We start from the raw sequence: 21668 nt of genomic DNA on the forward strand, positions 1-21668 counted from the left end.
GTGAACCAGCACGACCTCGACGTCCTCGACGAGATCCAGCGCCGGGTGCTCTGGCTCGCCACCCGGATCGTGGACGCCGCCAACCACGACCGGAACACCGGCGACGGGGTGAAGGTCGGCGGGCACCAGGCGTCCAGCGCCTCGCTGGTCACCGCGATGACCGCGCTCTGGTTCGCCCACCTGGACGCCGAGGACCGGGTGGCCGTCAAGCCGCACGCCTCCCCGGTCTTCCACGCCATCCAGTACCTGCTCGGCAACCTGGACCGGTCGTACCTGCCGAAGCTGCGCGCGCGCGGTGGGCTCCAGTCGTACCCGTCGCGGACCAAGGACCCGGACGAGGTGGACTTCTCCACCGGCTCGGTCGGTCTCGGCGCGGCCGCGCCGCTCTTCGCCGCGGTCACCCGCCGCTACGTCGACGCGCACTTCGGCGCCCGGCCGCACTCCCGGTTCGTGGCGCTGATCGGCGACGCGGAGCTGGACGAGGGGAACATCTGGGAGGCCGTGGCCGACCCGGCCACCACCGGCCTGGGCAACGTGATGTGGCTGGTCGACTTCAACCGCCAGTCCCTGGACCGGGTCGTGCCGGGCATCCGGATCAACCAGTGGCGCGGCCAGTTCGAGGCCGCCGGCTGGCACGTGGTCGAGGTCAAGTACGGCCGCAAGCTCGCCGAGGCGTACGCCCGGCCGGGCGGGGCGGCGCTGCGCGACTGGATCGACCGGATGCCGAACGAGCAGTACCAGTCGCTGTTCGGGCTGGCCGGGCCGGCGCTGCGCAAGCAGTTCCTCGACGGCGCGCCGGCCGAGGTGTCCGCCTTCGTCGCGGACGTCGCGGACGACGAGCTGGGCCCGCTCGTCACCGACCTGGGCGGCCACGACCTGACGGCGATGCTCGACGCGTACGCGCAGTGCGACGCGGTCACCGACCGGCCCAGCGTGGTCTTCGCGTACACGGTCAAGGGCTGGGGGCTGCCGATCGCCGGCAACCCGCGCAACCACTCGGCGCTGCTGACCACCGACCAGGTCGACGTGCTGCGCGCCGCGCAGGGCCTCACGCCGGAGACCGAGTGGGACCGCCTCGACCCGGCGTCCCCGGCCGGCATCCGGGCCGGCGAGCGTCGGGAGGCGCTGGCCCGCGCGCCCCGCGAGCGGGCGCTGGGGGTCACCGTCCCGGAGACCACGAAGGTACGCGCGAACAAGCCGGTCTCCACCCAGGAGGTCTTCGGCCGGGTGCTGGTCGACCTGGCCCGGGATCCCGCCGTGGCGCCCTACCTGGTGACCACCGCGCCGGACGTGGCCACCTCCACCAACCTCGCCGGGTTCATCAACAAGACCGGTGTCTTCGCCCCCACCGAGCAGCGCTCCTGGACCGAGGACCGGATGCTGCGCTGGACGGAGAGCCCGTCGGGCCAGCACATCGAGCTGGGCATCTCGGAGATGAACCTGTTCCTGCTGCTGGGTCAGCTCGGCCTCTCCTGGGACCTGTCGGGGCAGCCGCTGCTGCCGGTCGGCACGGTCTACGACCCGTTCGTGCTGCGCGGCCTGGACGCATTCCTCTACGGCACCTACTCCGGCTCCCGGTTCGTGGTGGCGGGCACCCCGTCCGGCATCACCCTGGCCCCGGAGGGCGGCGCCCACCAGTCCACCATCACCGCCTCGGTCGGCCTGGAGCTGCCCGGGGTGACCTTCCTCGAGCCCGCGTACGCGGGCAGCCTGGACTGGCTGCTCTGCGACGCGCTGGGCCAGATCGCCGGGGGCGCGGCGCCGGCCGCCACCGCCGCGCCGGCGGAGGACGGGGCGTACTACTTCCGGCTCAGCACCCGCCCGATCGACCAGGCGCCGTTCGAGGCGGCGCGGGCCCGGATCGGCGACGCGGTGCTGCGCCGGCAGGTGGTCGCCGGGGCGTACCGGCTGGTGGACGCGCACCAGGCGTACCCGCAGCTGGCGGACGCCCCGGTGGTGCAGCTCGCCGCCTCCGGCGCGGTGCTGCCGGAGGTCCTCGCGGCCGCCGCGGAGCTGGCGGAGGAGGGGGTGGCCGCGCACGTCGTGGACGTCACCTCGCTGGACCGGCTCTACCGGGCCTGGCAGCGGACCCTGCGGCAGGGCGTCCGGACGGCGACCGTGCCGAGCGTGCCGGGCGCGCTGCGGTCGGCCTTCGCGGACCGGGTGCCGGTGGTCACCGTGCACGACGCCGCCTCGCACGCGATGGCCTGGCTCGGTTCGGCGCTCGGCGCCCCGGCGGTGCCGCTCGGGGTGGACGAGTTCGGCCAGTCCGGCAGCGTGCAGGAGCTGTACGAGCTGCACGACCTGCTGCCCGGCAGCATCGTCAACGCCGCCCTGGCCGCCCTGTCGCTGCGCTGAGCCGCGTCAGCGGGTCGGGCTCGGGCTGGCCGGCTCGGGCCCGCCGCGGGTCGGTGTGGGGGTGACCGGCACCTCCGCGCCCTGCGCCGGATCCTTGATCACGTGCCGCTCCAGGTTGACCTGCGCCTGGCCGGTCCCGCCCACGGTGATGTCGTCGTACGCCTGAAGCATCTTCTGCTGGTCGAAGTAGAGCACCGACATCGACAGCGGGGTGGGCTTCTCGCCCTCCAGGCCGCGCAGCCCGGCGCCACCGGTGGAGCCCTCCACGAACAGCTGCGTCGGCTGCTTCCCCGGCACCTGCGGCAGCTTGGACACCTGCCGGGCGTGGGTGTGCCCGGCAAGCACCAGCGGGCAGGTGCCGGAGAGCGGTCCGGCCGAGGCGGGGTCGTGCACCAGCGCGATGTTCACCGGGCGCGGCGAGCCGGTGACGGTGGTGGCGAGCTTCTCGCCGGCGCCGATCACCTGGTCGGCCACCTGCTTCGTCAGGCCGCTGCCCGCCGGTGAGGTGTTCTTGTCCGGGGTGAACCGGGGGTCGCCGATCCCGGCCACGGTCAGCCCGGCCACCGTGGTCGTCGAGTTGTCCAACACGATCGCGTTCGGTTGCTGAGCCACCGCCGCGGCCGTCCTCGCCGAGTCGTGGTTGCCGCGGATGTAGACGTACGGCTTCTTGAGCAGAGCGATCGAGCCGACGAAGGACGCCTCCGGCTCGCTGCCCCAGTCGGTGATGTCGCCCGTGTCGATCACCACGTCGATGCCGAACTGCTCCACCACCGTCCGGATCAGCTGCCACCCCGTCGGGTTGAGGTGCATGTCCGAGACGTGCAGCACCCTCGTGGTGCCGGGCGCCGGCTCGTAGACGGGCAGCGCCGAGACGGTGGTGTAGAGCTGGCTGACGTTGCCCACCAGCCGCTGGAGCTGCTCGGCGTACTTCGTGTAGTCGTTGGCGATCCGGCGCGCGTCACCGACGATCGCCGGGGCGTTGACCAGCAGTCCCTCGTACCGGGGCTCCTCGATCGCCTGCGGGCGCATGGTCACCGCGGCCAGCCCAAGGCTGCCGGCCGTGATCATCAGGGCCAGCCCACCGGCCCAGGCCGTCCGCCGGGTGTCGCGGAAGACCAGCCCCGCCAGCAGCAGGGTGGCCAGCAGAGTCGCGCCCAGCGTCTTCAAACCCAGGCGCATCACCCCGGCGCGGACGTCGGCGACGGCGGACTGGCTGGCCCGGCTGATGCTCGCCGGGTCGTCGATCAGCGCCTGGGTCCGCCGCTGGTCCAGCGCGCCCAGCCGCACCGTGAGGTAGGTCGGCCCGTCGTGGCTGTTCAGCAGCAGCGCGCCCAGCGGCGGGACGTCGACGGTGGTGCCACCGTGGAGCGACGGGCTCAGGTCGAGCTCCGCCCGGAACGGCCCGATGTCGGTGCCGACGTGCCCGCCGGCGTACGTGCCGGCGACCACCCCACCCAGGGCGACCGCCAGGATGGCCAGCGCCACGCCGACCCGCCGCAGCCAGCCGCTCCGCCACGACCGGGCGGCACGCCGCGGCCAGCTCGCCCAGCGTCGGGCCCGTCCGGTCGCCGGGGTGCCCTCGCCCCCGGTGTCGCGCTGCTCGTTCTCCTGGCCGTCCATGCTGAAATTCTGACCTGCCCGTCGAGGGATCTTGGCAAACCCGATAGAAGCCGGCGCGTCCTCACCTGCCCGACCCGCGTGTCGGCTCCGCCCCGGGCGGAGCCGGCCGGCTACGGCGGGTCGGTCAGCTGCGCCCGGCCCCGCCGCCAGCGAAGACCAGCCGCAGGATGCGGTCGTCCTCCGGCGCCGGCTGGCCCCGCCCGTCCCGGTTGGAGGTGGTGACCCAGAGCGATCCGTCCGGGGCGCTGGCCACGGCCCGGAGCCGACCGTACTTCCCGGTCAGCAGCTCGCGGGGCTGGCCGAGCACGGTGCCCTTGTCGGTCAGCTCGACCAGCCAGAGCCGCTCGCCGCGCAGACACGCGGTGACCAGCAGCCGCTCGGCCGCGGCGAGTCCGGAGCAGGAGGCCTCGGAGGTGCGCCACTGCACGATCGGGTCGGCGTACCGCTTGTCGCCGGCCCGCCCCTCGACCTGCGGCCAGCCGTAGTTGCCGCCCCGGGTGATCTGGTTGATCTCGTCCCAGGTGTTCTGGCCGAACTCGACGGCGTACATCCGCTTCGCCGCGTCCCAGGCGAAGCCCTGGACGTTGCGGTGCCCCAGCGACCAGACCGGCGAGCCGGGGAAGGGGTTGCCGGCCGCCGGCTTCCCGTCCGGGTTGATCCGGAGGATCTTGCCGCCGAGGCTCTTGCGGTCCTGAGCGTTCGCCTGCCGGCCGGCGTCACCGGTGCTGGCGTACAGGCTGCCGTCCGGGCCGAAGGCGAGCCCGCCGCCGTTGTGGTTCCCGGCGGCCGGGATGCCGGTGAGGATCGGGGTGGGCCGCCCGCCGAGCGGCATCCGGGCGATCCGGTTGTCCTGTGTGGTCGTGTAATAGACGAAGACCGTGCGGTCCCTGGCGTAGGACGGGGAGACGGCGATGCCCAGCAGCCCGCCCTCCCCGCCGGCCGCCACGTCCGGCACGGTCTGCACGACGGTGACGGTCAGCCCCTCCGGCCCGGAGCCGGGGCCCACCTGGAGGATCCGTCCGCTGTCCCGCTCGGTGACCAGCGCGGCGCCGTCGGGCAGGAAGGCGATGGCCCACGGCACCCGCAGCCCCTTGGCCAGCACCGTGGCCACCACCTGCTGGCCGGCGCCGCCCGCGCTGGCCGTCGCCGACGGTGTGGGGAGGTTCGGCGGCTCGCCGGCCGGGTCGGGCCCGGGCTCGCCGAAGGCGCAGCCGGCGGTGCCCAGCAGCAGCGCCGCGCAGGACGCCGCGAGCGCCGCCCGGAGGCGGCCGATGCGGGGGTACGGGGGAGGGGCGCTCACCCGGCCCAGCCTAGTGCGGCCGGCCGACGATCCGGGCGCGACAACTCGCGCGTCAACGTGCCCGGAGGGCGAGCAGGGCGACGTCGTCCTCCGCGCGGTGCGCCGTGGCGAGCAGTTGGTCGCAGAGGTCACCCAGCGGCAGCTTCGCCGCGCCGGCGAGCCGGTCGACCAGCTCGGCCAGCCCCTCGTCGATCGAGCGGTCCCGCCGCTCGATCAGGCCGTCGGTGTAGAGCAGCAGCGTGTCGCCCGACGCGAGCGCCAGCTCCCGGCTGGTCCGGCGGGTCGGGCGGGCCAGGCCGAGCAGCGGCTCCCGCGCCTCGTCGAGCACCTCGACCGAGCCGTCCGCGCGGATCAGCAGCGGCGCCGGGTGCCCGGCGTTGCACCAGGTCACCGCGAGCCCGTGGGCCCCGGTCGGGCGTACCCGGGCCAGGATGGCGGTGGCCACCGTGGGGATGCGCAGCCCGCGGATCGCCCCGTCCAGGTGGGTCATCAGGTCGCCCACCGCGTCGGTGCGGCCGTACGCGTTGCCGCGGACCAGGTTGCGGAGCTGACCCATGGTCGCCGCCGCCTCGATGTCGTGGCCGGCGACGTCGCCGATGGCGGCGATCAGGTCGCCGTCGGGCTGGACGAAGGCGTCGTACCAGTCGCCGCCCACCTCCACCCGGTCCGCGGCGGCCAGGTAGCGCGCCGCGAGCTCGATGTCGGGCACCACGGGCAGGTGGGGCAGCATGCTGTGCTGCAGCACCTCGGCGACGTGCCGCTGCTCGCCGTACATCCAGCTGTTGCCGACCGCCTGGCCGGCGCGCCGGCCGATGTCCAGCGCGGTCTGCAGGTCACCGTCGTCGAACGCCCGCCGTTGCACCCCGCTGACCAGGGTGATGCAGCCGATCGTGCCGGCCCGCCCGGGCGCGGTGACCGGCACGCTGAGCTGGGAGGCGATGCCGAGGCGGGTGGCCAGCGGCGGCAGCTCGGGATCGGTGGTGCCGCGCTCGACGTCGGCCACGCCGGCCGCGCTGCCGAGGACCGGCCGACCGGTACGCAGCACCGACCGGATGATCGACTCCGGGCCGAGGCCGGTGACCATCAGCTCGGCGAAGCGCGCCACGTCGGCGGCCCGGTCCGGGTCCCGGTGCACGGCCGAGACGGTGCGCGGCGCGCCGGCCGGGTCGACCAGGGTGACCAGGCACCAGTCCGCCAGCAGCGGCACCATCGCGTGACTCAGCCGGCTCACCGCCGTGGTGATGTCCAGCGTGCCGGCGAGGATCTCGCTCATGCCGGCGAGCATGGCGAGGCGGTCGTGCGCCTCCTCGGCGTGCCGGCGGGCCACCTCGGCGCCCTCCAGCGCGATCCGCAGCCGCAGCTCGGAGGAGCAGGCGGCGGCCAGGTCGGCGAGGGTGCGCAGCTGCTCGGCGGTCCAGGCCCGGGGCTTGCTGTCGATCGCGCAGAGCGAGCCGAGGACCCGGCCGTTCAGGTCGGTCAGCGGGATGCCGGCGTACGCGACCACGCCCAGGTCCTCAATGGCCAGGTTCCGGCGGACCCGCGGGTAGAGCCGGGCGTCCGGCAGCACCATCGGCACCTCGAGGTCGACCACGTGCTGGCAGAACGAGTGGCTCAGCGGGGTCTGCCGCCGGCCGGCCCACGGCTCGGGGAGGCCGACCGCGCCGGGGAAGAACTGCCGCTCCGGCGAGACCAGCGAGACCAGCGCGACCGGTACGTCGAGCAGGTCGCTGACCAGCCGGGCGAACCGGTCGAAGGCCTCGTCGGGCGCGGCGTCCAGCCGGGTCTCGGCGAGTGCCCGCAGCCGCTCCGGCTCGGTGAGCGCCGGGATGGGCGCAGCCGGACGTTCGGCGGTTTCCTCGGTCATCGGCCACCTGTCTGCGGGCGGGGGAGCGCCGGACGACGCTCCGTCATCGGTTATACCCGGCGGTGCGGTCCGGCATCTCGGCCGAACCGCAGTCGTCAAGGTCACGTTGCCCGCGTACCGGGGCGATTCACCAGGTATGACCGGCATATCCGGACACCGCGCGGTCGTCCGCGGGCGCGGACGGTTATCGTCGGCGGTCGTGAAGGTATGGATCCCGCACCGCGCCGGTCACGCCCTCCTCGGTGAGCTGCCCCCGGGCGTCACCGTGGACGTCATGGAGGACCCGGCCCGGTTCCCGTCAGCCCCGGACGATGTGCGGTTCTGGGTGCCGCCGTTCCTCGCCGGTCCCGCCGCCGGCGCCCTGCTGGCCGAGCTGCCCGACCTCGAGGTGGTGCAGCTGCTCTCCGCCGGGGCGGACGCCTGGGTGGGCCGGATGCCCGCGGGCATCACCCTCTGCGACGCCCGCGGGGTGCACGACTCGGCCACCGCCGAGTGGGTGGTCGCCGCCGTCCTGTCCCAGCTGCGCGGCTTCGGTCCGCTGGCCCGGGCCCAGGGGCGTCGCGAGTGGGCGTATGACGAGGTGGCCCCCACCGACGAGCTGGCCGGCAAGCGGGTGCTGATCGTCGGCGCCGGCTCGATCGGCGCGGCGGTCCGGGCCCGACTGGCCCCGTTCGAGGTCACCTTCACCCTGGTCGCCCGCACCGCCCGGCCCGCCGAGGGGGTGCACGGGGTGGACGAGCTGCCCGGCCTGCTGCCGGAGGCGGACGTGGTGGTGCTGCTGGTGCCGCTGACCGAGCAAACCCGCGGCCTGGTCGACGAGAAGTTCCTCGCCGCGATGCCCGACGGCGCGCTGCTGGTCAACGCGGCCCGCGGCCCGGTGGCCCGGACGTCGGCGCTGGTCGCCGAGCTGACCACCGGTCGTCTCCGGGCCGCGCTGGACGTCACCGATCCCGAGCCGCTCCCCGCCGACCATCCCCTGTGGGGGCTGCCGAACGTGCTGCTCACCCCGCACGTCGCCGGCTCGGTGCGCGGCCTCCTGCCGCGGGCGTACCGGCTGGTGGGGGAGCAGCTGCGCCGGTTCGCGGCCGGCGAGCCGCTGGTCAACCGGGTGGTGGACGGCTACTGACCGGGCCGGCTCAGCGGGTGCTGTCGGGGAGCTCCTGACCGGTGGCGGCGATCAGCCGGGGCAGGTCGGCGGCCCGGACGGCGGGCAGCACCAGGCGCTCGCCGTCGTCGAGCCGGACGACCACCCGGCCGCGTTCGTCGGCGGCCAGCTCCGCGACCCGTTCCCAGGCGATCCGGCGCTGCCCGGCGAGCGCCCGCAGCCGCAGCTCGCGCGGGTCGGCCTCGGTGCCGGACCGCCACGCCCAGACCGCGACGGCCAGCGGGATCAGCAGCACCCAGAGCAGCCACCAGCGGGCGGTGGCCAGCGGCAGGGCGCCGATGAACGCGACGATCGCGGCGACCAGGATCGCCTGGTTGGGCCGGAAACGGACGGTGTCGGCGCGACTCACCCCCCGATGATCGCACCTCGGCCCGGCCCGGCTCCGGCCGGGCAGGGAAGCGCCAGGCGGCGGCGGGCGATGTGACCGGCGTCACCGACGCTGACCCGTAACCGCCCTTCGTGGGGAATCGTTTGTCCGCGTGGTCGCGCCGGATCCCCGCCCGCCGCTCCGTCGCACCCACGCCGCCCCCGTCCACCCCGTACCGCCGAGACAACCGCACGTCGCTTCGCAACGCACCGCCCCGTGCCCCCTCACGAAGGCGTCCGCCGTGTCCGTCGCGTACCTCTCCGGCGAGCATCGTCGCCGCCCGTCGCCGCCCGATCTCGTCGTGCTGGCGGTCGGCGCGCTGCTCGTCCTGGCCGGCGCCGCCGGCCTCGTCCCGCCGCCGGCGGCCCTGGCGCTCGCCGTCGCGGTCGGCTCCGCCCTGGCCTGCGTCCGGCTCTCCGGGCTCGCCGGTGCCCGGGCCACCCCGCCCGCGCCGGCCCCGTCCGCCGTCGCGGTGCCGCCCGCCCGGCCCGGCGCCGGTCCACCCGCATCGAGCGACCCGGGATCGCCCCCGGGCGGCGACGCACCGCCCGGCGGCCCCGCCCACCCGCCGGAACGCGTCGACACCCGCGTGCCGACGGCGACCGACCCGAGCCCCCCGCTCGGGCGGCGCGCCGGCCGGGTCGCGGTGTCCCGCCGGGTGGTCGCGATCCTCGACGCGGCGGTGCTGGCGGCCGGGCTCACCGTCGCCGTGCTGCCGCTGACCGAGGCGGCGCACCGGCCGCCGGTCGTGCTGGTCGGGCTGGCCGTCGTCGCCGCGCTCCAGGCCGTCGGCCTGCTCCGGCTGCCCGGACGCCCCCGGCTCGCCGGCCCGCAACGGCTCCGCCGGACCGTGGACGTGGTCGGCCTCGGCGTCAGCCTGATCTTCGCCGGCTGGGTGCTGCTGCCGGCGGGCCAGGTGCCGGCGGTGGCGCGGACCGCGAGCGTCGCCGGCGCGGTCGGGCTGGCGGTGCTCCTCGTCGCCGCGCTGGCCGACCGGCGTCGCCCCCCGGGCGCGGCGCTCTGCCTGTCCGGGGCGGCAGCCACCCTCTCCGGACTGGCCGGTCTCGCGGTGCTGCTGGCCTACCCGGCGCCGGAGCCCGCCGTCCTCACCGTGGTGCCGCCGCTGGTGGCGGGCGCGCTGCTCACCGCCACCGGAGCCCGACGCGCCTCGGCCGGGGAGACCCGTCGGCCCGCCGGGCCGCCCGCGCCCTGGCCCCGGGTGACCGCCCCGGCCGGCATCGCCGCGCTCGCCGCCGGTCACCACCTCTGGGCGGTGGGGGAGTTCACCGCCCCGGCGATCGTGCTCGGGCTGGCGGTGATCCCGCCGATGGTGCTCCAGGAGCTGCTCACCGCCGTGGACCACCGCCGGCGCGCCGAGCGACTCACCGACCGGGAGGCCCGGCTGCGGGAGCTCGTCGGCGGCCTCGACGAGCGGGACCGGCTGGCCCGGACGGTGCGCCGGCTCACCGCCACCGACCAGCTCACCGGCCTGGCCAACCGCCAGGAGCTGCTGCGCGAGCTGGCCGACCGTGGGGCGGGGTCGCCGCCCGGTGCGCTGCTCGTCGTCGACCTGCACGGACTGGGCGCGGTCAACGCCGGATCGGGGCGCGCGGCGGGCGACGAGGTGCTGGTCGAGGTCGCCGGCCGGCTCCGGGCCGGCTGCGGGCCCGGGGACCTGGTGGCCCGGCTGACCGGTGACGTCTTCGCGGTGCTCGCCGACGTCGGGCCGGTGCTGGCGTACGCGCTGGCCACCCGGTTGCTCGCCGCCCTGACCGAGCCGTACCCGCTGCCCGTCGGAGCGGCGCGCCTGCAGGCCAGCGTCGGGCTGGCGGAGACGCCCGGCGGCGAGCCGGAGGACGTGCTGCGCCAGGCGGACCTGGCCCGCCGCCGGGCGGTGCAGCTCGGCCGGGACCGGGTCGAGTGGTACGACGCCTACCTGGAGGAGCAGCTGGTCCGCCGGCTGGACCTGGAGCGCGAGCTGCCCGGGGCGGTCGCCCGGGGCGAGCTGGACCTGGTCTACCAGCCGGTGCTGGACCTCGCGGACCGGCTGCCGGTGGGCACCGAGGCGTTGCTGCGCTGGCGCAGCCCGGTGCTGGGCACGGTGCTCCCCGCCGAGTTGCTGCCGGTCGCCGAGGACCTGGACCTCGTCGGCGAGGTGGGCCGCTGGGTGCTCGACCGCGCCTGCCGGCAGCTCGCCGAGTGGTCCGACGGCGGTCGGGAACTGTGGATGTCGGTGAACGTCGGGCCGCGGGAGCTGGTCGCGCCGGACTTCGTGCCGCGGACCGCCACCGCGCTGGCCGCGTACGGCGTGCCGGCGGAGCGGCTGGTGGTCGAGGTGGCGGAGCCGGCGGTCGCCGCCGAGCTGCCGACCGTGGTGGCCCGGCTGGCCGGGCTCCGGTCGCTGGGCGTGCGGACGGCGCTGGACGACTTCCGGGCCGAACACGCCTCACTGGCCCAGCTTCGCCGGCTCCCGATCGACCTGCTGAAGGTCGGCCCGCACCTGGTCGGGGCGGCCGGCGACGCGCAGCGCCCGCTGATCGAGGTGGTGGTCAGCCTCGGCGACCGGCTGGGGGTGGAGGTGGTGGTCGAGGGGCTGGAGTCCGACGCCCAGGTCGTCGGGGCGCGTCGGGCCGGCTGCCGGTACGGCCAGGGTTTCGCGCTGGCGTGGCCGGCCACCGCGGAGCGGGTGGAGGCGTGGTTCGAGGAGTTCCCGTCGGCGTCGCGGTGAGCGCGGGGTGAGGTGCGCCGTCTCGTCCTGCATCCCGGGCGGCCTGATCGCGTCTAATGGCGACCTCCCCGGCGGATGTCGCCGCGAGCGATATGCCGCTGAGTCATATTTATGCCTCTCAGGTATGTCGTTCACCGCGCACAGTTCTCGCCGGCCGCGACACGCCGCGCCCTCCCCGGCAGGGCCGTGCCCTCCGTCGCGACGCCACCCGCTCCCATCACTTGAAGAATTCTTCAAGTGTTAAAGTCTTCAGGGCGAGGGGGAGGATGTTCATGTCGGTGCCGCTGTACCAGGCCAAGGCCGAGCTGTTCCGCACGCTCGGGCACCCGGTGCGGATCCGGGTCCTGGAACTGCTCCAGGACGGCCCGAAGCCGGTCCGGGACCTGCTCGCGGCCATCGGCGTCGAGGCGTCCAACCTCTCCCAGCAGCTCGCCGTGCTGCGCCGCGCCGGGATGGTCACCTCCCACCGTGACGGTCCCCTGGTCATGTACGCGCTCAGTACCCCCGACGTGGTCGACCTGCTGGCGGCCGGGCGGCGCATCCTCGGCGCGGTCCTCACCGACCGGGACGGCCTCCTCGACGAGCTGCGTGCCTCGGGAGGGGACCGGTGACCGGAGCGGCGTTGGGCCACGTCGCAGGTCCGGCCACCGGCGACGCCGGTAGGGGACGGGGTCGCCGGCAGGGCGACGGGCGCCGGCTGCGGCGCATCGGCGGCCTGCTCCGGAGCCGGGTGTTCGGGCTGCTGCCCGGCCGGGCCGACTGGGCGGCGGCCCGCCGCTCACCCCGGCGGGACCTGCTGGCCGGGCTGACCGTGGCGGTGGTGGCGTTGCCGCTGGCCCTGGCGTTCGGCGTCACCTCCGGGCTGGGCGCCCAGGCCGGGCTGGTCACCGCCGTGGTCGCCGGCGCCGTGGCCGCCGTCTTCGGCGGTTCCAACCTCCAGGTCTCCGGGCCGACCGGGGCGATGACCGTGGTGCTGGTGCCGGTGGTGCAGCGCTTCGGCCCCACCGGCGTGCTCATGGTCGGGGCGATGGCCGGGCTGGTGCTGCTCGCCCTCGCCCTGGCCCGCCTCGGCCGGTACGTCCGCTACCTGCCCACCCCGGTGATCGAGGGCTTCACCGCCGGCATCGCGGTGGTGATCGCCCTGCAACAGGTGCCCGCCGCGCTGGGCGTGACCGACGCCCACGGCGACAAGGTCTGGGCGGTGGCCGCCGACGCGGTCGCCCGGTTCGTCGTACATCCGAAACCGGCGGCCCTCGCGGTGGCCTTCGCCGTCGCGGCGCTGATGCTGCTCGGCGCCCGGTGGCGTCCCGGGCTGCCGTTCTCGTTGCTCGGGGTGGCCGCCGCGACGGTCCTCGCGGAGCTCGCCCCGGTCGACCTGGTCCGCATCGGCGCGCTGCCGCAGGGGCTGCCCGCGCCGTCGCTGGGCTTCCTCGACCCCGGCGCGGTCGGTGTGCTGCTGCCCAGCGCGCTCGCGGTCGCGGCCCTCGCCGCGCTGGAGAGCCTGCTGTCGGCCACCGTCGCCGACGGCATGACCGTCGGCCAGCGGCACGACCCGGACCGGGAGCTCTTCGGCCAGGGCCTGGCCAACCTCGCCTCTCCGCTTTTCGGCGGCATCCCGGCGACCGCCGCCATCGCCCGCACGGCGGTGAACGTCCGGGCCGGGGCGGCCTCGAAGCTGGCCGCCCTCACCCACGCCGTCGCCCTCGCGGCGATCGTGCTGGCCGCCGCGCCGCTGGTCGGCCGGATCCCCCTCGCCGCCCTGGCCGGCGTGCTGCTGGCGACCACCGTGCGGATGGTCGAGGCCGGCTCGCTCTGGGCGCTCGCCCGGGCCACCCGGGGCGACGCTCTCGTGCTGGTGCTCACCTTCGCCGTCACCGTGATCTGGGACCTGGTGACCGCGGTGGCCGTCGGCCTGGCCGTCGCCGTGGTCCTCGCGCTGCGCGCCGTCGCCCGCAGCGCCCGGCTGGAACAGGTTCCCCTCGACCCCGGCGAGCACCGCGCCGAGGAACACGCGCTGCTGGCCGAGCACATCGTGGCGTACCGGCTCGACGGGCCGCTCTTCTTCGCCGCCGCGCACACCTTCCTGCTGGAGCTCTCCGAGGTCGCCGACGTTCGGGTGGTCATCCTGCGGATGTCCCGGGTGACGACGATGGACGCCACCGGGGCGCACGTCCTCGGCGACGCGATCCGCCGGCTGCGGGGACGCGGCATCACCGTGCTGCTCTCCGGCATCACCCCGGGCCACGACCAGGTGCTCAGCACCCTCGGGGTCGCCGACGAGCTGCGCCGCGAGGGGCTGGTCTTCCCGGACACCCCGGCCGCGATCCGCCACGCCCGGACCGTCGCGCTGGCCGGAGCCGACGCCCCCGTGCCGGCCGTCACCGCCTGATCCCGCCGGTCCCTCCCGGTCGGGAACGCCGTCGGCCGGCTGGCGTCCCGCCGGAATCCGGACGGCAGCGGGTCGTCAGCTCGGCAGGGCCCCCAGGCCGGCGAGGAGCTCCCACCGCTCGTCGGCGGACAGCACCGCGTAGGCCGGCTCGTCGAGGCGGTCGGTCTCGGACTCGATCGCCTGCCGCTCCGGCCCGTCGGGCAGCGCGGTGATCTGCTCGACGGTCAGCCCGGCGGCCCGCCACGCCGCCCGGTGTGCGTCGGCGCGGTGGTGGCGCAGCGTCCCGAGCCGGGTGGTCAACAACATGGCTGGCGAGGCGTCGTCCGGCTCGTACGCCGGGGCCATCGCCCGGAACGCCGGCCCGCCGGTGGCGAGGCCGGCCGCCAGCACCCGGCCGACCAGGTCGGCCAGCCGGGGCACCGACGCCAGCCCGGGAAGCAGGCTGGGCCCGGCGGACCACAGCTCCGCGGCGGCCTCGGCGGTCGCCCGCTGCGCGAAGAGCGCCAGCTCCCGGCCCGGCTCGGTGAGGTGCCACGTGCCGTCGGCGTCCACCACGGTCACGCCCTGGGCCAGCTCGGCGGTCATGTCCCCGTCGGTGTAGACCAGGGCGTCGGCCAGGGCCTCCGCCGGCATCGGCCGGGCCAGCACCCCGGAGAAGAAGCTGTTCTCGAAGCCGAGGCTCGCGCCCCGCTCGGCGTAGAACGCCTCCATCCGCGGCCGCGCCGCCCAGCGCGCACCCACGTACACCCGGTCGATGACCGGTCGGATCAGTCGTGCGTAGCTCATGATCGCCTCCCCGACGCCGGACCATACCGTCGGGGCGCGACGTGGGGGGCCGCCTACTCCGGGACGCGGCGGTAGGCGCCGTCGCTGGCCGAGGTGGCCATCGAGGCGTATGCGCGCAGCGCCGCCGACACCGGCCGCTGCCGGTCGGCCGGGGTGTACGGGCGGTCCCGCTTCTCCTCGGCGACCCGGCGGGCCTGGAGCACGTCCTCAGGGACGTTCAGCTCGATGGAGCGCCCCGGGATGTCGATGACGATCTCGTCGCCCTCGCGGACCAGCGCGATCAGCCCGCCGGAGGCCGCCTCGGGGGAGACGTGCCCGATCGACAGGCCGGAGGTGCCGCCGGAGAACCGGCCGTCGGTGAGCAGCGCGCAGGACCGGCCCAGCCCCCGACCCTTCAGGAACGAGGTGGGGTAGAGCATCTCCTGCATGCCCGGGCCGCCCTTCGGGCCCTCGTACCGGATCACCACCACGTCGCCGGCGACCACCTGCTTGGCCAGGATCGCCGACACCGCGTCGTCCTGGGACTCGTAGACCTTCGCCGGGCCGCGGAAGGTCAGGCACTCCTCGGGCACCCCGGCGGTCTTGACCACGCAGCCGTCCGGGGCCAGGTTGCCGTGCAGGATGGCCAGCCCGCCGTCGGCCGAGTACGCGTGCTCGCGGTCCCGCACGCAGCCGCCGGCCGCGTCGGTGTCCAGCGACGACCAGCGGTTGGTGGTGGAGAACGGCTCAGTGGTGCGCACCCCGCCCGGGGCGGCGTGGAACAGCTCGACCGCCTCCGGGGTGGCCGAGCCGCCGCGCACGTCCCAGTCGGCCAGCCACCGGGTGAGCGAGGGGGAGTGGACCGCGTGCACGTCCCGGTTGAGCAGGCCCGCGCGGTCCAGCTCGCCGAGGATGGCCGGGATGCCGCCGGCCCGGTGCACGTCCTCCATGTGGAACTGCGGGGAGTTCGGCGCGACCTTGGCCAGGCAGGGCACCCGGCGGGAGATGGCGTCGATGTCGGCCACGTCGAAGTCGAGCTCGGCCTCCCGGGCGGCGGCGAGCAGGTGCAGGATCGTGTTGGTCGACCCGCCCATGGCCACGTCCAGGGCGACCGCGTTCTCGAAGGCGCTCCGGTTGGCGACGGCGCGGGGCAGCACCGAGGCGTCGTCCCCGTCGTACCAGCGCTTGGCGATCTCCACGGCGGTCCGGCCGGCCTCGACGAAGAGCGACCGGCGGGCGGCGTGGGTGGCCAGCGTCGAGCCGTTGCCCGGCAGCGCCAGGCCGATCGCCTCGGTCAGGCAGTTCATCGAGTTGGCGGTGAACATGCCCGAGCAGGATCCGCAGGTCGGGCAGGCCGAGCGCTCGATCTCGCCGAGCTGGTCGTCGGTGACCGCCTCGTTCGAGGACGCGATCATCGCGTCGATCAGGTCGATCTTGGAGTGCACGATCCCCTCGATCGCCATCGTCTTGCCGGCCTCCATCGGGCCGCCGGAGACGAAGACGGTCGGGATGTTCAGCCGCAGCGCGGCCAGCAGCATCCCGGGGGTGATCTTGTCGCAGTTGGAGATGCAGACCAGGGCGTCCGCGCAGTGCGCGTTGACCATGTACTCCACCGCGTCGGCGATCAGCTCCCGGCTGGGCAGCGAGTAGAGCATGCCGCCGTGGCCCATCGCGATGCCGTCGTCCACCGCGATCGTGTTGAACTCCCGGCCCACGCCGCCGGCCTCGGCCACCGCGTCGGCGACCAGGCCGCCGAGGTCCTTGAGGTGTACGTGACCGGGCACGAACTGGGTGAAACTGTTGGCGATGGCGACGATCGGCTTGCCGAAGTCGTCGTCGGTCATCCCGGTGGCCCGCCACAGGGCCCGGGCGCCGGCCATCGTCCGACCGTGGGTGGAGGTCCTCGACCGCAGCTCAGGCATGCGTACCAGTCTGACACCGGTCTCGCGGCGACCCCCCCGGCACGCGCGCCGTGTCCCAACAGTTGCACACCCGGTGCCCCACGGAGGGCGCCGATCCGGCACAGTTGAGGTCGTGCACTTCCCCCCGGGCATGGTCGCCGTCGCGGTGCTGAGTGGGCTCGTCGCCGCCGTCGCCACCGCGCTGCTGACCGCGTCGGCCCGTCGCCGGGTCGGGCCGCACCGCCAGGCTCACCTGCTGCTCGCCGCCGCGGCCGGGATCGCGCTGCTCACCCTCCTCGTCGGGGTCACCGCCACGCTCGCCGACGGCGAGCACTGGGCCCATCAGCAGGGGCAGCGCACCGGCTTCGCGACCCTGGTCTCGGTCGGTACGGCGCTCTGCGGGCTCGCCCTCGGCGCCGCCCTGCTCCGGCTCCCCGGGACGGCCGCGGCCGGGCCCGCCACCGCCCGGCTGCTCCTCGACGGCCTGATCATGGCCAGCGCGCTCTGGTTCGTCGGCTGGGTGGTCTTCTCCGAACCGACCCGGCTGCTCGGCGCGGCCACCCCGATTGCCTGCGTGCCGATCGCGTTGGCCACGGTGACCGCCGCGCTCACCGCCGGGTTGACCATGATCATGGTCCTGCGGGCCGCCCCGCCCCGGCGCCGGCTCGCCCTGCTCGGCGCCGGTGTCACCGCGGTGACCTGCGGCGGGCTCGGCCTCGCCGCCGGGCTCTGCCAGGCCGGCCCGGGGATGGCGCTGGCCGGCGCGGCGGTGCAGGCGGCGGGGCTGCTGGCCGTCGTCCCGGCGGTGCACCGGGTCGACCCGCCCGGTCAGGTGGACGTCGACCTGATCCGCCGGGACGGCGAGTACGCCTTCGTGCCGATGTTCGCCATGGCCGCCTCGGCGATGTTCCACCTCTTCCAGGGCGGCCGGTTCGACGCGTTCGGCATCGTCGCCGGCAGCGTCGAGGGCTTCGCGCTGGTGGCCCGGCAGTACCTCGCCCTCAACGACGTGCGGGGCTACGCCGGCCGGCTGGCCGCGCGGGAGGCGCACTTCCGTGAGCTGGCGCACACCGACCCACTGACCGGCCTGGCCAACCGGCGCGGGCTGCTGCGGGCGCTGCACCGCTGCGTCGAGGCTGACGTGCCCTGCGTGCTGCTCGGCCTCGACCTGGACGGCTTCAAGAACGTCAACGACATGCGCGGCCACGACGTGGGCGACGTGGTGCTCGCCGAGGTGGGCCGCCGGCTGCGCGGCAACCTGCGCCCGGGCGACCTGGCGGCCCGGCTCGGCGGCGACGAGTTCGCGGTGCTGATGCACGGCTCGACCGACCCCGAGCGGGTCGCCGAGCGGCTGCTCGGGGTGCTGGGCCGCCCGTACGACCAGCCGGAGGGTCCGGTCTTCCTCTCGGTCAGCATCGGGGTGGCCGGGAACTGCGGCGAGCCCGACGTGGAGCTGCTGCTGCGCAACGCCGACCTGGCCCTGCGCTACGCCAAGCAGCGGGGCAAGAACCGGATCGAGCGGTACGACGCCGCGTACGACCAGCTGCTGCGCCGGCGCACCACGCTCGAGCACGAGATGCGCGGGGCGATCGAGCGCGACGAGCTGCGGCTGGCGTTCCAGCCGGTGGCGTCGCTGCCGTCGGTGCGTCCGGTCGGCGCCGAGGCGCTGCTCCGCTGGCACCACCCGGAGCTGGGCAACGTCCGCCCGGACGAGTTCATCCCGCTCGCCGAGGAGTGCGGGATGATCGCCAAGCTGGGCGCCTGGGTGCTGCACCAGGCCTGCTACCAGCTCTCCCGCTGGCTGGCGGACGGCCACGACGTCTGGGTCTCGGTGAACGTCTCCCCGCGCGAGCTGCACGCCCCGGAGTACGTCGTCCAGGTGGCCGACGCGCTGCGCGCGCACCACGTGCCGCCGCAGCGGCTGGTGCTGGAGGTCACCGAGCACGCCGTCGCCACCGACCTCGACGAGCTGATCCGGCGGCTGACCGCGCTGCGGCTCACCGGGGTCCGGATCGCGCTGGACGACTTCGGCGCCGGCTACTCCTCGCTGGGGCAGCTGCGCCGGCTGCCGATCGACATCCTCAAGATCGACCACAGTCTGGTCGCCGAGCACGAGCCGGTGCGTCCCGTCGGTCGGGACGGGCCGGCGTTCGCGCCGATGGTCGACATCGTCATGCGGCTCGGTCACCAGCTCGGGCTGGAGGTGATCGCCGAGGGCGTCACCAACCCGACCGAGCTGGCCGCGGTGGTCGCGGCGGGCTGCCGGTTCGGGCAGGGGGCGCTCTTCGGCTGGGGGGTGCCGGCCGAGCACCTGGAGGCGATGCTGGAGGCGGCGACCTCGCCGGGCGCGCGCCCCGCGCCGCTGCCCCCCGGCCCACCCGCCGCCCCGCGCCGCCCCGCGCCGTCGCCGCTGCTGCCGCGACTGCGGTCGAACCCGCCCGCGGCGACGCCGCCGCTGCCCGCGCCGCGCGCTCCGCAGGAGGATTTTCCGCAGGTGGGAGGGGTCGCTGGTGCCACGTCCGGGTACGACACGCCCACGTCCGTGAACCAAAATGTGGGATCAGTTGACTCATCGCGTGAGATGCGTCAGGCTTAGCCGCATGTCGTCGAACCGGTCGCTGCGAGTACTTACCTGAGCGCACTCTCCCTCATCGAGAGTGCGCTGGCCCCGTGCATCTGCACGTGGGCCGTTTTTATTGCCGTCGGACCCCATCGGGGCGGGCACCGCCCGCGTTGCACTGTGTGAAAGAGCCTCACCCACTCCAGCCGAAGGCCTGAACCGCCATGACGAGACCCACGCCAGAGACCCTCGCCCACTCCGTCCGGCGAGCCCGCCCGGCCTCCGAGCCGGCGAGCGACGCCGACCACGCCCCCACCCCCCGCAACGGGGCCGCACCGGCCGCCCCGGCGGTACGGCAGGCCGCTCCGGCGCAGGTCTCCGGCGCCGGATCGCTGGTGCGCTCGCTCGAGGCGCTCGGCGTCGACGTCGTCTTCGGCATCCCGGGCGGTGCGATCCTGCCGGCGTACGACCCGCTCTACGACTCCACCGTCCGGCACATCCTGGTCCGGCACGAGCAGGGCGCCGGCCACGCCGCCACCGGCTACGCGCAGGCGACCGGGAAGGTCGGCGTCTGCATCGCCACCTCCGGCCCGGGCGCGACCAACCTGGTCACCCCGATCGCCGACGCGTACATGGACTCGGTGCCGATGGTGGCGATCACCGGCCAGGTCGCGCGTCCCTCGATCGGCACGGACGCCTTCCAGGAGGCGGACATCCAGGGCATCACCCTGCCGATCACCAAGCACAACTTCCTGGTGCAGACCCCCGAGGAGATCCCGCAGGTCCTGGCCGAGGCGTTCCACCTGGCCTCGACCGGCCGGCCCGGCCCGGTGCTGGTGGACATCCCCAAGGACGTCCTCCAGGCGCCGACCACCTTCGCCTGGCCGCCCACCCTGGACCTGCCCGGCTACCGGCCGACCCTGCACCCGCACGGCAAGCAGATCCGGGAGGCGGCCCGGCTGATGACCGGCGCCCGCCGCCCCGTGCTCTACGTCGGGGGCGGCGTGCTCAAGGCCGGGGCCACCGACGGGCTGCGCCGGCTGGCGGAGCTGACCGGCATCCCGGTGGTCACCACGCTGATGGCGCTCGGCGCGTTCCCCGACTCGCACCGGCAGCACCTCGGCATGCCGGGCATGCACGGCACCGTCGCCGCGGTCTACGGCCTGCAGAAGGCCGACCTGATCGTGGCGCTCGGCGCCCGCTTCGACGACCGGGTCACCGGCAAGCTGGACTCGTTCGCGCCGGACGCGACCGTGGTGCACGCCGACATCGACCCGGCCGAGATCGGTAAGAACCGGCACGCGGACGTGCCGATCGTCGGCGATGCCCGGCACGTGATCGACGAGCTGATCGCCGCGGTCACCAGCGAGCAGGCGGCCCGGCCGGCCACCGACCTCGGCGACTGGTGGACCCAGCTCGACGACCTGCGCAACCGCTACCCGCTCGGCTACGAGGAGCCGGCCGACGGCACGCTCTCCCCGCAGTACGTCATCAAGCGGCTGGGCGAGATCGCCGGCCCGGACACGATCTTCGTGGCGGGCGTCGGGCAGCACCAGATGTGGGCCAGCCAGTTCATCTCGTACGAGAAGCCGTACACCTGGCTCAACTCGGGGGGCCTCGGCACCATGGGGTATGCGGTGCCGGCGGCGATGGGCGCCAAGGTCGGCAAGCCGGACACGGTGGTCTGGGCGGTGGACGGTGACGGCTGCTTCCAGATGACCAACCAGGAGCTGGCCACCTGCGCGCTGGAGGGCATCCCGGTCAAGATCGCCGTGATCAACAACGGCAACCTGGGCATGGTCCGGCAGTGGCAGACCCTCTTCTACGGCGAGCGCTACTCCAACACCGAGCTGGGCACCCACAAGCACCGCATCCCGGATTTCGTGAAGCTCGCCGAGGCGCTCGGCTGCGTCGGGCTGCGCTGCGAGAACGCCGCCGACGTGGACAAGACCATCGAGGCGGCCATGGCGATCAACGACGCCCCCGTGGTGATCGACTTCGTGGTCGGCAAGGACGCCATGGTCTGGCCGATGGTCGCCGCTGGCACCGGCAACGACGAGATCATGTTCGCCCGGGGCGTCCGCCCCGCCTTCGACGAGGACGAACTCTGATGACGATGCACACCCTCTCCGTGCTGGTGGAGAACAAGCCGGGTGTCCTGGCCCGGGTCTCCGGCCTGTTCTCCCGGCGCGGCTTCAACATCGACAGCCTCGCGGTGGGCGAGACCGAAAACCCGGACGTCTCCCGGATCACCATCGTGGTCAACGCCGAGTCGTCCCCGCTGGAGCAGGTCACCAAGCAGCTCAACAAGCTGGTGAACGTACTCAAGATCGTCGAGCTGGACCCGCAGGTCTCGGTCGCCCGGGAGCTGCTGCTGGTCAAGGTCCGCGCGGACCGCAACGGCCGGGCGCAGGTGCTGGAGACGGTCAACCTGTTCCGCGCCCGGGTGGTCGACGTCGCGCCGGACACGCTGACCATCGAGGCCACCGGCACCCCCGACAAGCTCGACGCGCTGCTGCGCGACCTCGAACCGTTCGGCATCAAGGAGATGGTCCAGTCCGGCACGGTGGCGATCGGGCGCGGCTCGCGCTCCATCACCGCCGGGCCCGCGCTGCGCGCCGCCTGACCACCACACAAGTCCCCGACGGGCC

14 protein-coding genes are annotated in these 21668 nt (G+C 74.9%); 8 read left to right on the forward strand and 6 right to left on the reverse strand.

The window, feature by feature from the left end:
* On the forward strand, positions 1-2358 hold the full coding sequence (locus EV384_RS11330) for a transketolase-like TK C-terminal-containing protein (protein WP_130332725.1): 2358 nt from the start codon (positions 1-3) through the stop codon (positions 2356-2358).
* 6 nt (positions 2359-2364) lie between these two features.
* On the opposite strand, the gene EV384_RS11335 is transcribed toward EV384_RS11330, so the two are convergent.
* From EV384_RS11335 to EV384_RS11345, 3 genes are all read right to left on the reverse strand, one after another.
* On the reverse strand, positions 2365-3978 hold the full coding sequence (locus EV384_RS11335) for a metallophosphoesterase (RefSeq protein ID WP_130332727.1): 1614 nt from the start codon (positions 3976-3978) through the stop codon (positions 2365-2367).
* 124 nt (positions 3979-4102) lie between these two features.
* Positions 4103-5278, reverse strand: a complete 1176-nt coding sequence (locus tag EV384_RS11340; RefSeq protein WP_130332729.1) for a PQQ-dependent sugar dehydrogenase — start codon at positions 5276-5278, stop codon at positions 4103-4105.
* 52 nt (positions 5279-5330) lie between these two features.
* On the reverse strand, positions 5331-7142 hold the full coding sequence (locus tag EV384_RS11345) for a SpoIIE family protein phosphatase (protein ID WP_130332731.1): 1812 nt from the start codon (positions 7140-7142) through the stop codon (positions 5331-5333).
* 199 nt (positions 7143-7341) lie between these two features.
* Between EV384_RS11345 and EV384_RS11350 the strand changes: the two genes are divergently transcribed.
* Positions 7342-8268 carry a 2-hydroxyacid dehydrogenase gene (locus EV384_RS11350; protein ID WP_130332734.1) on the forward strand — a complete coding sequence of 309 codons (927 nt, stop codon included), beginning with the start codon at positions 7342-7344 and terminating at the stop codon, positions 8266-8268.
* 10 nt (positions 8269-8278) lie between these two features.
* On the opposite strand, the gene EV384_RS11355 is transcribed toward EV384_RS11350, so the two are convergent.
* A complete protein-coding gene (locus EV384_RS11355) occupies positions 8279-8656 on the reverse strand; it encodes a PH domain-containing protein (protein ID WP_130332736.1) in 378 nt (125 codons plus the stop codon).
* 259 nt (positions 8657-8915) lie between these two features.
* Here EV384_RS11355 and EV384_RS36690 point away from each other — a divergent pair, with 259 nt between their 5' ends.
* From EV384_RS36690 to EV384_RS11370, 3 genes are all read left to right on the forward strand, one after another.
* Positions 8916-11402 carry a putative bifunctional diguanylate cyclase/phosphodiesterase gene (locus EV384_RS36690; protein ID WP_278045593.1) on the forward strand — a complete coding sequence of 829 codons (2487 nt, stop codon included), beginning with the start codon at positions 8916-8918 and terminating at the stop codon, positions 11400-11402.
* A gap of 272 nt (positions 11403-11674) precedes the next feature.
* Positions 11675-12013: an ArsR/SmtB family transcription factor gene (locus EV384_RS11365; protein ID WP_130332738.1), complete on the forward strand. Its 339-nt coding sequence runs from the start codon at positions 11675-11677 to the stop codon at positions 12011-12013.
* A gap of 86 nt (positions 12014-12099) precedes the next feature.
* On the forward strand, positions 12100-13791 hold the full coding sequence (locus EV384_RS11370) for a SulP family inorganic anion transporter (protein WP_130340445.1): 1692 nt from the start codon (positions 12100-12102) through the stop codon (positions 13789-13791).
* Positions 13792-13866: 75 nt separating this feature from the next.
* Here EV384_RS11370 and EV384_RS11375 read toward each other — a convergent pair whose 3' ends face one another.
* Both EV384_RS11375 and ilvD read right to left on the reverse strand, forming a co-directional pair.
* Entirely contained in the window at positions 13867-14577 is a 711-nt protein-coding gene (locus EV384_RS11375; protein ID WP_130332740.1) for a hypothetical protein, read from the reverse strand.
* Positions 14578-14630: 53 nt separating this feature from the next.
* Positions 14631-16478, reverse strand: coding sequence for a dihydroxy-acid dehydratase (gene ilvD / locus EV384_RS11380; protein ID WP_130332742.1), 1848 nt, complete (start codon positions 16476-16478; stop codon positions 14631-14633).
* A 130-nt stretch (positions 16479-16608) separates the two neighbouring features.
* On the opposite strand from ilvD, the gene EV384_RS11385 reads away from it, so the two are divergent.
* The 3 genes from EV384_RS11385 (at position 16609) to ilvN (ending at position 21643) form a co-directional block, all read left to right on the forward strand.
* Positions 16609-19053: a putative bifunctional diguanylate cyclase/phosphodiesterase gene (locus EV384_RS11385; protein ID WP_423202950.1), complete on the forward strand. Its 2445-nt coding sequence runs from the start codon at positions 16609-16611 to the stop codon at positions 19051-19053.
* A gap of 188 nt (positions 19054-19241) precedes the next feature.
* The gene (locus EV384_RS11390; protein WP_130332746.1) at positions 19242-21128 is read left to right on the forward strand and encodes an acetolactate synthase large subunit; all 1887 of its coding nucleotides are present in this window, start codon (positions 19242-19244) and stop codon (positions 21126-21128) included.
* Positions 21128-21643: an acetolactate synthase small subunit gene (ilvN, locus tag EV384_RS11395; RefSeq protein ID WP_130332748.1), complete on the forward strand. Its 516-nt coding sequence runs from the start codon at positions 21128-21130 to the stop codon at positions 21641-21643. Before EV384_RS11390 ends, ilvN begins: the two co-directional genes overlap by 1 nt.
* The last annotated feature ends 25 nt before the right edge of the window (positions 21644-21668 follow it).

The organism is Micromonospora kangleipakensis (assembly GCF_004217615.1).
GTDB classification, from domain to species: domain Bacteria; phylum Actinomycetota; class Actinomycetes; order Mycobacteriales; family Micromonosporaceae; genus Micromonospora; species Micromonospora kangleipakensis.

Excerpts from the sequence above, each read along its gene's own strand:
- EV384_RS11375 (WP_130332740.1), bottom strand. The coding sequence starts at position 14,577 with ATGAGCTACGCACGACTGATCCGACCGGTCATCGACCGGGTGTACGTG.
- EV384_RS11365 (WP_130332738.1), top strand. The coding sequence starts at position 11,675 with ATGTCGGTGCCGCTGTACCAGGCCAAGGCCGAGCTGTTCCGCACGCTC.
- EV384_RS11390 (WP_130332746.1), top strand. The coding sequence starts at position 19,242 with ATGACGAGACCCACGCCAGAGACCCTCGCCCACTCCGTCCGGCGAGCC.
- EV384_RS11335 (WP_130332727.1), bottom strand. The coding sequence starts at position 3,978 with ATGGACGGCCAGGAGAACGAGCAGCGCGACACCGGGGGCGAGGGCACC.
- ilvD (WP_130332742.1), bottom strand. The coding sequence starts at position 16,478 with ATGCCTGAGCTGCGGTCGAGGACCTCCACCCACGGTCGGACGATGGCC.
- EV384_RS11385 (WP_423202950.1), top strand. The coding sequence starts at position 16,609 with ATGGTCGCCGTCGCGGTGCTGAGTGGGCTCGTCGCCGCCGTCGCCACC.
- EV384_RS11345 (WP_130332731.1), bottom strand. The coding sequence starts at position 7,142 with ATGACCGAGGAAACCGCCGAACGTCCGGCTGCGCCCATCCCGGCGCTC.
- ilvN (WP_130332748.1), top strand. The coding sequence starts at position 21,128 with ATGACGATGCACACCCTCTCCGTGCTGGTGGAGAACAAGCCGGGTGTC.